Origin of the sequence: Micromonospora sp. NPDC127501, from assembly GCF_040302185.1 — a bacterium.
Lineage (GTDB): Bacteria > Actinomycetota > Actinomycetes > Mycobacteriales > Micromonosporaceae > Micromonospora.
In genome coordinates, this window is sequence record NZ_JBEORJ010000025.1 from 22,096 (window position 1) to 32,289 (window position 10,194).

The 10,194-nt window shown below is 70.9% G+C and carries 10 protein-coding genes; 7 read left to right on the forward strand and 3 right to left on the reverse strand.

The features are described 5' to 3' along the window. The first annotated feature begins 48 nt into the window (after positions 1 to 48). From ABTW72_RS32425 to ABTW72_RS32450, 6 genes are all read left to right on the forward strand, one after another. Positions 49 to 2,607, forward strand: a complete 2,559-nt coding sequence (locus ABTW72_RS32425) for a sensor histidine kinase (protein WP_350865630.1) — start codon at positions 49 to 51, stop codon at positions 2,605 to 2,607. Positions 2,608 to 2,698: 91 nt separating this feature from the next. After that, positions 2,699 to 3,121, forward strand: a complete 423-nt coding sequence (locus tag ABTW72_RS32430) for a roadblock/LC7 domain-containing protein (RefSeq protein WP_091403761.1) — start codon at positions 2,699 to 2,701, stop codon at positions 3,119 to 3,121. 5 nt (positions 3,122 to 3,126) lie between these two features. Next, positions 3,127 to 3,513: a DUF742 domain-containing protein gene (locus ABTW72_RS32435; protein ID WP_030337267.1), complete on the forward strand. Its 387-nt coding sequence runs from the start codon at positions 3,127 to 3,129 to the stop codon at positions 3,511 to 3,513. Then, positions 3,494 to 4,105 (forward strand): GTP-binding protein, encoded by a 612-nt coding sequence (locus tag ABTW72_RS32440; RefSeq protein ID WP_350865633.1) that lies wholly within the window; start codon positions 3,494 to 3,496, stop codon positions 4,103 to 4,105. The genes ABTW72_RS32435 and ABTW72_RS32440 overlap by 20 nt, the downstream gene beginning before the upstream one ends. A gap of 85 nt (positions 4,106 to 4,190) precedes the next feature. Then, positions 4,191 to 4,526, forward strand: a complete 336-nt coding sequence (locus ABTW72_RS32445; protein ID WP_350865636.1) for a YciI family protein — start codon at positions 4,191 to 4,193, stop codon at positions 4,524 to 4,526. A 29-nt stretch (positions 4,527 to 4,555) separates the two neighbouring features. Beyond that, on the forward strand, positions 4,556 to 5,791 hold the full coding sequence (locus ABTW72_RS32450) for an RNA polymerase sigma factor (protein WP_350865639.1): 1,236 nt from the start codon (positions 4,556 to 4,558) through the stop codon (positions 5,789 to 5,791). An 11-nt stretch (positions 5,792 to 5,802) separates the two neighbouring features. On the opposite strand, the gene ABTW72_RS32455 is transcribed toward ABTW72_RS32450, so the two are convergent. Next, positions 5,803 to 5,949 (reverse strand): DUF397 domain-containing protein, encoded by a 147-nt coding sequence (locus ABTW72_RS32455; RefSeq protein ID WP_350865642.1) that lies wholly within the window; start codon positions 5,947 to 5,949, stop codon positions 5,803 to 5,805. 49 nt (positions 5,950 to 5,998) lie between these two features. Then, entirely contained in the window at positions 5,999 to 8,866 is a 2,868-nt protein-coding gene (locus tag ABTW72_RS32460) for an aconitate hydratase (protein ID WP_350865644.1), read from the reverse strand. A 212-nt stretch (positions 8,867 to 9,078) separates the two neighbouring features. Between ABTW72_RS32460 and ABTW72_RS32465 the strand changes: the two genes are divergently transcribed. Beyond that, positions 9,079 to 9,801 carry a DedA family protein gene (locus ABTW72_RS32465; RefSeq protein ID WP_350865647.1) on the forward strand — a complete coding sequence of 241 codons (723 nt, stop codon included), beginning with the start codon at positions 9,079 to 9,081 and terminating at the stop codon, positions 9,799 to 9,801. A 72-nt stretch (positions 9,802 to 9,873) separates the two neighbouring features. Here ABTW72_RS32465 and ABTW72_RS32470 read toward each other — a convergent pair. Next, positions 9,874 to 10,194: C39 family peptidase (locus ABTW72_RS32470; protein WP_350865650.1), on the reverse strand; the 321-nt coding region annotated here is incomplete at its 5' end.

The window sequence follows — 10,194 nt, forward strand, 5'->3', positions numbered from 1 at the left end:
TGATCATTCGTTGATGAGCTGAGTCAACGCCCGGCCTGGGACGGTTCAATGCGTTCTCGCGGTACGAGTATCCGCACCAAGGTTGTCGCCCTGCTGCTCTCCCTCGTCGCGCTCTGGATGTTCGCGGCGTGGGTGACCCTGCGTGACGGCTTCAACCTGCTCGGTGTCCAGCTGATCAACAGCAAGGTCTACGAGCCGAGTGAGCCGCTGTTGCAGGAGCTCCAGGTGGAGCGGCGGTTGACCCAGGCGTACCTGAGCAACCCCGAGGCCGCGCAGCGGACGGCGCTCGAGGCCGAACACCGCAAGACCGCGGAGTTGGCCGCCGACTTCGCCAACTCGGTGCGCAACTGGCAGGTCGACGTCGCCGGCAGCTCCGCACTGGACAACCAGCTCGGTATGACGATCGCCCAGGTCAACGCCCTGGAGCGGACCCGCGCGGAGGTGCTGGACCGCAAGATCGACCGGATCGCCGCCGCCGAGGCGTACACCGACGCGATCGAGTCGATCTTCCAGGTCTACGACGTGACGGGCAGCCTGGACGACAAGCAGATCGCCGGCGAGGCGGCGGCCCTGATCCAGCTCAACCGGATGAAGGAGCTGATCTCGCAGGAGGACGCGCTGCTGAGTGGCCTCTTCGGCAACGGTCGGATGAGCGGCGCCGAGTATGCCCGCTACGTCGCGCTGGTCGGCTCGGAGCGGTTCCTCGGTGAGGAGACCCGGGTCCGGCTCGCCGACACCGACCAGCGCCGTTACCAGCAGCTCGTCGAGGGGGAGGCGTTCACCCGACTGCGCGCCGTGCAGGACAGCATCATCCGCGAGGGGCGGCCGTCGACCCAGCTGCCGGTCGGCGCCGAGCAGTGGCGCGGCACCGTTGAACCCGCGCTGGCCGAGGTGAACGACGTCGTGCTCTCCGGTGGTGAGGGCATCGTGGACCGGGCCACCGGCGTCGCCGTGATGGTCGTCGTCCGGCTGGTGCTCGCCACCGGTCTGGGTCTGCTCGCCGTCATCGCCTCCGTCGTCGTCTCGATCACCACCGCGAGGAACCTGCTGCGCCAGCTGGAGCGGCTGCGGCAGGCCGCCTGGCAGCTCGCCGACGAGCGGCTGCCCCGCGTGGTCGAGCGGCTCGGCCGGGGCGAGGAGGTCGACGTGGCCACCGAGGCGCCCCCACTGGAGTTCGGCACCGACGAGATCGGCCAGGTCGGCAAGGCGTTCAACGCCGTCCAGGAGACCGCACTGCGCACCGCCGTCGAGCAGGCCGACCTGCGTCGCAACGTCCGCGAGGTCTTCCTGAGCCTGGCCCGACGTACGCAGGCGCTCGTCCACCGCCAGCTCACCCTGCTCGACGCCATGGAGCGCCGCGAGCACGACGCGGAGGAGCTGGAGGACCTGTTCCGGGTCGACCACCTGGCCACCCGGATGCGGCGCAACGCGGAAAACCTGATCGTGCTCTCCGGCTCCACCCCCGGTCGGGCCTGGCGGCGCAACGTCCCGATGGTCGACGTGGTGCGCGGCGCCGTGGCCGAGGTGGAGGACTACACCCGGGTCAACGTGCTGCCGCTCGGGCCGGTCTCGCTCGCCGGCCGCGCGGTCGGAGACGTCATCCACCTGCTCGCCGAGCTGATCGAGAACGGCCTGTCGTTCTCCCCTCCACACACGACCGTCGAGGTCCGCGGCCAACTGGTCTCCAACGGGTTCGCCATCGAGATCGAGGACCGGGGCCTCGGCATGAGCGAGCAGGACCTGGCCGCGGCGAACCACCGGATCGTCGACCAGTCCGAGCTGAACCTCGCCAACGCCGCCCGCCTCGGGCTCTACGTGGTGAGCCGGCTGACCGAACGCCACGGCGTGCGGGTACGGCTCAAGGAGTCCGCCTACGGCGGCACCACCGCCGTCGTGCTGATCCCGCTGGAGCTGGTCACCGAGGCCGACGTCTCCCCGGAGGACTCCGGGTCGTTCCGGACCGGCTCGGCCATCCCGATGCCGTCGGCGCCCGCCACGGACAGCGGCCGTCCGGCGTCCCTCGCACCGGTCGCGCTCGCCGCGCCGACGACCACCGCGTCGGAGGTGGCGGTGACCTCGGCGGCACCGACGCCGGCCGACACCACCACGCCGACGACCGACGAGGAGGCCGAGGCGGACGCCGTTCTCCCCACCCGACAGCGGACCACCCCGGCGACCGGCACCCCCGACCTGCCCACCCGCGCCCGGCGCGGGCCGGCTCAGCCAGCCCTGGAAGCCCCGACCGTTCCCACCGGCCTGCCCGCCGTCGACCGCACCCGCCCGGAGAACCCCGACGGAGATCCGGCCCGGGCCGGCGACGGCGGCCCGGAGCCCGCCCGCGCCGAGGCGGAGCGGACCGACTCCGGCCTGCCCGTCCGGGTCCGACAGGCGAACATCGTTCCCGAGTTGCGAGACGACCCGGCGGTGTCCGAAACCGACGACGAGGATGTGGTGCGCCCACCGGAGCAGGTTCGCCGGATGATGAGCTCCTACCAGACCGGCACCCGGCGTGGGCGGACCGACGCGGCTCGGCTGCTCGGCGGCGCCTCCGGCGCCCCGGCGGCGACGCCGTCCGAGCCGACCGACGAGGATCCACAAGCGACCTGACCGAGCACCGACGACGCGGGTTTCCGCGCGGTGTGACGGTCGAGCCCCAGACGAACAACGGCGCACAGCCGGGCGAGAAGAGGACGACGAAGTGACCCAGAAGACGGCTTCGAGCGCCGACCTGACGTGGTTGCTGGATGACCTGGTGGGCCGGGTGAAGCAGGCCGAACACGCGGTCGCGCTCTCCACCGACGGCCTCTTGATGGCCTCCTCGCAGGGGTTGAGCCGGGACGACGGCGAGCACCTCGCAGCGATGGCGGCCGGCATCCAGAGCCTCGCCCGAGGGGCCGGCAAGCGTTTCGGTGGTGGGCAGGTGCAGCAGACCATCATCGAGATGCAGTCGTCGTTCCTGTTCGTCACCGCTGCCGGCCGCAACGCCTGCCTGGCGGTACTGGCCAGCGAGGACGCCGACGTCGGCCTGATCGCCTACGAGATGGCGATGCTGGTCACCCGCGTCGGCAAGTACGTCGCATCGCCGTCGCGCGGCACTGATCAGCAGGTCGGCGAAAGGTAGCGGCGATGACGGTCCAGGGGGAGTCCGCAGATCACCAGTGGGTGGATGACCACGCGGGTCCGGTGGTGCGTCCGTACGCCGTGACGCGTGGTCGGGCCCGCCCGGTCACCGGCACATTCGACCTGATCTCCCTGGTCACGGCGACCCGAGCCGAGGTCACGCCCGAGGTCGGTCTCGGTCCCGAGCATTTGGCGATCGTCGGGCTGTGCCAACGCATACAGTCCGTCGCCGAGATCGCCGCCCATCTCGACCTGCCGGTTGGCACCATCCGGGTGCTCCTCGGTGATCTGGCGGCCCGCAGCCTGGTGCAGGTCCGCGAGCCGCAGACCACGGCCGGTCTTCCCGACAACAGCATCTTCGAGGCGGTAATCAATGGACTACGGGCACTCTGAGCGGCCGGCGGGAGCGACGCCACTGCCCACCGCGATCAAGATCCTGGTCGCGGGCGGCTTCGGCGTGGGCAAGACGACCATGGTTGGCGCGGTCAGCGAAACCCGGCCGTTGCGCACCGAGGAGGTGCTGACGGAGTCGGGGGTCGGCATCGACGACCTGTCCGGGGTGGAGGGCAAGACCACCACCACCGTGGCCATGGACTTCGGCCGGATCACCATCAGCGACGACCTGGTGCTGTACCTGTTCGGGACGCCGGGGCAGGACCGGTTCTGGTTCGTTTGGGACGAGTTGGCGTTGGGGGCGATCGGCGCGGTGGTGCTGGCCGACACCCGCCGGCTCGCCGACTGCTTCCCCTCGATCGACTACTTCGAGGGTCGGGGCACGCCCTTCGTGGTGGCGGTGAACTGCTTCCAGGACGCCCGGAAGTACCGGCTCGACGAGGTGCAGGCCGCGCTGAACCTGGACCCGGGTGTGCCAGTGCTGCTCTGCGACGCCCGGCAGCGGGAGTCCAGCAAGGAGGTGCTCGTCACGCTGATGGAGCACGCCATGAAGACCCGCGAGGCCCGCCGCCGCGCCGCCAGCGGCGACTGACCAAAGTTTTTCGGGGGAGGGTGTCCGGAACCCTGCCGGCCGATCGTCATGCTGGCGACACCCCGAGAAACCAGGGAGCGACCAGATGAAGTACATGATGTTCGTTTGCAGCGACACCGAGCCGGACACCGACCCCACCGAGATTCCCGACATCCACAAGTGGGTGGCGGAGAACGATTCTCGTGGCCGCCGCCTGAGCGGCAACGTGCTGGGGCCGACCAGTGCGGCCACCACCGTCCGTGTTCGTGACGGTGAACTGCTCGTCTCCGAGGGGCCGTTCGCGGAGACCGCCGAGGTGATCGTGGGCTTCGACCTGCTCGACTGCGCCGACCTGGACGAGGCGATCGAGGTGGCCCGCACCCACCCGATGGCCCGCCACGGGCGACTGGAACTGCGTCCGTTCGCCGACCTGTCCGACTGACCGAATTGTCCACCTCGCAACGCCGGTCGGTGCGCACCTCGGCACCGGCCGGCGCGGTGGCTGCGGAGGCCGTCGCGGCCGCCAGCGTCGAGGCGTACCCCCGGATCGTCGCGACCCTGATCCGGGTGACCGGCGACTGGGCGTTGGCCGAGGACTGCGCCCAGGAGTCGTTGACCGTCGCGCTGGAGCGTTGGCCCACCGACGGTGTGCCGGCCAACCCGGGCGGCTGGCTCATGACGGTGGCGCGCAACCGGGCGATCGACGTGCTGCGCCGGGCCACCGTGGAGCGGCGCAAGCTGCACGACCTGGCGTTGCTCACGCCAGACGACGCGCAGCCCGAGCCCGAGGTGGGGCAGGACGTGGTGGACGACCGGCTGCGTCTTATCTTCACCTGCTGCCATCCGGCGCTCGCGATCGAGGCCCGGGTGGCGTTGACGCTGCGAACGGTCTGCGGCGTGCCGACCGCTGACATCGCGCGCCTGCTGCTGGTCAGCGAGTCGACGATGACCCGCCGGTTGACCCGGGCGCGCACCCGCATCGCCCAGGCCGGCATCCCGTACCGGGTGCCGAGCGGGCCGGCGCTGACCGAGCGGCTGCCCGGCGTCCTCGCCGTGCTGTACCTGCTGTTCACCCGGGGCTACGTCGCCGACGGCGAGCCGGCCTTCGCCGACGAGGCGGTCCGGCTGGCCCGGCTGCTCGACCGGCTGATGCCCGACCAGTCCGAGGTCGCCGCGTTGCTCGCGCTGGTGCTGTTCCAACACTCCCGTCGGGACGCCCGCCGCGACGCCGACGGCAACCTGCTCACCCTGGAGCGGCAGGACCGCGACCGGTGGGACCGCGCCGCCATCGCCGAGGCCCTGGTCGCCCTCGATCGGGTACGCCACGACGGGCCGTACGCCTGGCAGGCCCGGATCGCCGCCTGCCACGCCACCGCCGCCTCGGCCGACGAGACCGACTGGCCGACGATCGCGCGGGCCTACGACGCGCTCGCCGACCTCCGCCCCTCGCCGGTGATCGCGCTCAACCGTGCGGTCGCGCACGGGTACGCGTACGGGCCGGTCGCCGGGTTGGTACTGCTCGACGCGGCGCGCGCCGGAGGCGGGCTGGACGGCTATCCGCTCGCCGTGGCGGTGCAGGCCGATCTGGTGGCCCGGCAGGGCGACCGGAGACGCGCGGCAGGACTGTTCCGGGAGGCGGCGGCAGCGGTGGGTTCAACCGCCGAGCGCCGTGCGCTGCTCGACCGGGCCGACGAACTCGCCCGGTAGGGCAGTGGGGGTCAGTCGCGCTTGGCCAACACCAGGAACCGGGTCCAGGCCGCCGGGTCGAAGGCGAACGCCTGGCCGGCCGGGTCCTCGGAGTCACGTACGCCGATGATGCCCGCGAGGGCTGTCGGCCGGTCACGCCACCAGGATCGGTACGTCACCAGGCTCCTTCCCGCCCTCGGCGGGAAGGAGCCTGGTGACGTCGGTACGTCAGTTGGCGATCATGCGGCGCAGCACGTACTGGAGGATGCCGCCGTGCCGGTAGTAGTCCGCCTCACCGGGGGTGTCGATCCGCACCACGGCGTCGAACTCCACGCCGGTGTCGGTGCTGACCTGCACGGTGCGCGGGGTCTCACCGTCGTTCAGGGCGGTCACCCCGGTGATGGTGAACGTCTCGGTGCCGGTCAGGCCGAGCGACTCGGCGGTGACGTCCACCGGGAACTGGAGCGGCAGAACGCCCATCCCGATCAGGTTCGAGCGGTGGATCCGCTCGTACGACTCGGCGATGACAGCCCGGACGCCCAGCAGCATGGTGCCCTTGGCCGCCCAGTCCCGCGACGAGCCCGAGCCGTACTCCTTGCCGGCCAGCACGACCAGCGGGATGCCGGCCTCCTGGTAGGCCACCGAGGCGTCGTAGATCGAGGTCTGCTCGCCGGTGAGGTGGTTGACGGTGAAGCCGCCCTCCACCCCCGGGACCAGCTGGTTGCGCAGCCGGATGTTGGCGAAGGTGCCCCGGATCATCACCTCGTGGTTGCCCCGGCGGGAACCGTACGAGTTGAACTCGTGGCGCGGCACGCCGTGCTCGGCCAGGTACGTGCCGGCCGGGGAGTCCGCCTTGATCGCGCCGGCCGGCGAGATGTGGTCGGTGGTCACCGAGTCACCCAGCTTGGCCAGCACCCGGGCAGCGGAGATGTCGACGACCGGGCTCGGCTCCTGCTGCATGCCCTCGAAGTACGGGGGCTTACGCACGTAGGTGGAGTCGCTCTCCCAGGCGAAGGTGTCGCCGGTCGGGGTCGGCAGCGACTGCCACCGCTCGTCGCCGGCGAAGACATCGGCGTACGCGGCGCTGAAACCGGTGGCGCCGATCGCCTGGGCGATGACGTCCTGGATCTCGGCGCTGTTCGGCCAGATCTCGCGCAGGTAGACCGGGTTGCCCTCGGAGTCCTCACCGATCGGCTCGTTGGCCAGGTCGATGTCCATCGTGCCGGCCAGGGCGTAGGCGACCACCAGCGGCGGCGACGCCAGGTAGTTCATCTTGACGTCCGGGTTGATCCGGCCCTCGAAGTTCCGGTTGCCCGAGAGCACCGAGACCACCGACAGGTCGTGCTCGTTGACCGCGGCGGACACCTCCTCGGGCAGCGGGCCCGAGTTGCCGATGCAGGTGGTGCAGCCGTAGCCGACCAGGTTGAAGCCGAGCTTGTCCAGGTACGGGGTGAGGCCGGCCCGCTCGTAGTAGTCCATGACGACCTTCGACCCGGGCGCCAGGGTGGTCTTCACCCACGGCTTGCGGCTCAGGCCCTTCTCCACGGCGTTGCGGGCCAGCAGCGCGGCACCGATCATCACCTGCGGGTTGGACGTGTTGGTGCAGGAGGTGATCGCGGCGATCACCACGGCACCGTGGTCCAGCTCGTACTCGACGCCGTCCGCGCCGGTGACCCGGACCGGGTTGCTGGCCCGGCCACCCGCGCCGACCGCGGCGGTCTCCAGGTCACGCGGCTCGTCGGCCGGGTCGCTGAACTCGTTGGCCGGCGGGTCGCTGGCCGGGAAGGACTCGGCGCTGGCCTCGTCGGCCGGGCCGTTGGCACCGCGCGGCAGCTCCTCGCGGGGGACACCCGGCTTGAGGTCACGCTCCCCGACGGAGTCGTCGGCCACGTAGTCGGTCAACGCGGAGCGGAACAGCGTCTTCGCAGCACCCAGCGGCACCCGGTCCTGCGGGCGCTTCGGGCCGGCGAGCGACGGCTCGATGGAGCCGAGGTCCAGCTCCAGGCGCTCGGAGTAGTCCGGCTCGGCGTCCGGGTCGTGCCAGAGGCCCTGCTCCTTGGCGTACGCCTCGACGAGCGCGACCTGCGCCGCGTCGCGGCCGGTCAGCTCCAGGTAGCGGATCGTCTCCGCGTCGATCGGGAAGATCGCCACGGTGGAGCCGTACTCCGGGGACATGTTGCCGATGGTGGCCCGGTTGGCCAGCGGCACGGCGCCCACGCCGGGGCCGTAGAACTCGACGAACTTGCCGACCACACCGTGCTTGCGCAGCATCTCGGTGATGGTCAGCACCAGGTCGGTGGCGGTGGTGCCGGCCGGCATCTCACCGGAGAGCTTGAAGCCCACCACCCGGGGGATCAGCATGCTGACCGGCTGGCCGAGCATCGCGGCCTCGGCCTCGATGCCACCGACGCCCCAGCCCAGCACGCCCAGGCCGTTGACCATGGTGGTGTGCGAGTCGGTGCCGACCACCGTGTCCGGGTACGCCTGCATGACTCCAGACGATTCTGCACGCGCCATGATGGTGCGGGCCAGGTACTCGATGTTGACCTGGTGCACGATGCCGGTGCCCGGCGGGACGACCTTGAACTCGTTGAACGCGGTCTGACCCCAGCGCAGGAACTGGTAGCGCTCCTTGTTGCGCTCGTACTCCAGCTCGACGTTGCGGGCGAACGCGTCCTCGCGGCCGAACAGGTCGGCGATGACCGAGTGGTCGATGACCAGCTCGGCCGGGGCGAGGGGGTTGACCTTGCTGGCGTCGCCGCCCAGGTCACGTACGGCCTCGCGCATGGTGGCCAGGTCGACCACGCAGGGCACGCCGGTGAAGTCCTGCATCAGGACCCGCGCCGGGGTGAACTGGATCTCCACGCTCGGGGCGGCGGTGGAATCCCACTCGCCGAGCTGGCGGATGTGGTCGGCGGTGATGTTCGCGCCGTCCTCGGTCCGCAGCAGGTTCTCCAGCAGGATCTTCAGGCTGTACGGCAGCCGGGCCTGGCCGTCCACCTTGTCGATCTTGAAAATCTCGTAGCTCGCGTCTCCGACGCGTAGCTGGGTCTTCGCACCGAAGGTGTCGAGGCTCGCCACGTCGTACTCCTTCACACCAGCGACCGTGAGTAGTCCTGAGCAGTCTGTCGCACCGGTCGGGGTGCCGCCGAGGTTAGGTGACACTTACCGCCCGATTCCGCTTCCAACAAAACCGTACGTCCGTCTTGCTATCTGCGCAACCCGGCGTCACGGGTCGGGTGACCCACGACCGCGCCGTGCCGTCGGATCGCGGGGTAGGGTCGGGGCCGATTCGGAAGGGGTGCCGAGTGATCGACGTTCAGCACTGGCTCTCGGCGCTGCCTCCGGGCGTGGTCTACCTGATCGTCGCCGGCGTGATCGGCGTGGAGAGCATGGGCGTCCCGCTGCCCGGCGAGATCGTCCTGGTCAGCTCCGCCCTGCTCGCCGCCACCGGAGTGGTGGAGCCGGAGTGGGTGGCCAGCGCTGCGGCGTTCGGCGCCATCGTCGGCGACTCCGTCGGGTACGCCGTCGGCCGACGCGGCGGTCGTCCGCTGCTCGCCCGGCTGGGCAGACGGTTCCCCAAGCACCTGGGCCCGGCGCAGCTCGCCCGTGCCGAACAGAGCTTCGCGCGGCACGGCGTCTGGGCGGTCTTCTTCGGTCGGTTCGTGGCACTGCTGCGGATCCTGGCCGGGCCGCTCGCCGGGGCGCTGCACGTGCCGTACCGCCGCTTCCTGGTGGCGAACGCCGCCGGCGGGTTGGTCTGGGCCTTCGGCACGACGTACCTGCTCTACTCCGTTGGCCGGGCGGCCGAACACTGGCTGAAGGACATCTCCTGGGCCGGGTTGGTCCTCGCGGTGCTCGCCGGGCTCGGCAGCACCTGGTGGCTGCGCCGCCGCGCGCACCGCGTCGCGTCGGCCGACGGCGCCGCCGACATGGAGGCGGCCGAAATACCTTCCGACGCTGTCGACGGTCAGTCGTCGGCTTCGGTGCCGCCCGCCGTCGATCCGGTGCGCGCGGGCAACGAGCACTGACCTCGACATGCCGAAGGGCCGGGCCCCGTGGTGGGGTCCGGCCCTTCGGCGTGTGTGTGCGGGTGGTGTGGGTCAGCTGGTGGCGTAGCCGCGGGTGGCGATCCAGTCCGCGAGGTGCTCGACGCTGATCCAGTAGGAGGCGGTGTTCGCATCGGCGGAGTCGGCGATCTTGACGGTGTTGCCGTTGTCGCGGTAGCCGACGACGCTGATGTAGTGCCCGCCTTCGTAGGAGTGGGCGTTGCCGTCGGTGTCGGTGCTGGTACCGGCGATGTTCGCCACCACGGCCCGGCCGTCGTCAACGGTCTTGACGATGTCGGCGCGCAGCCGGTCGGTCTGCGTGGCGTCGGCGTCCGGGGTGCTGATCTCCACGGACCGGTAGGCGTCGTTCTTACC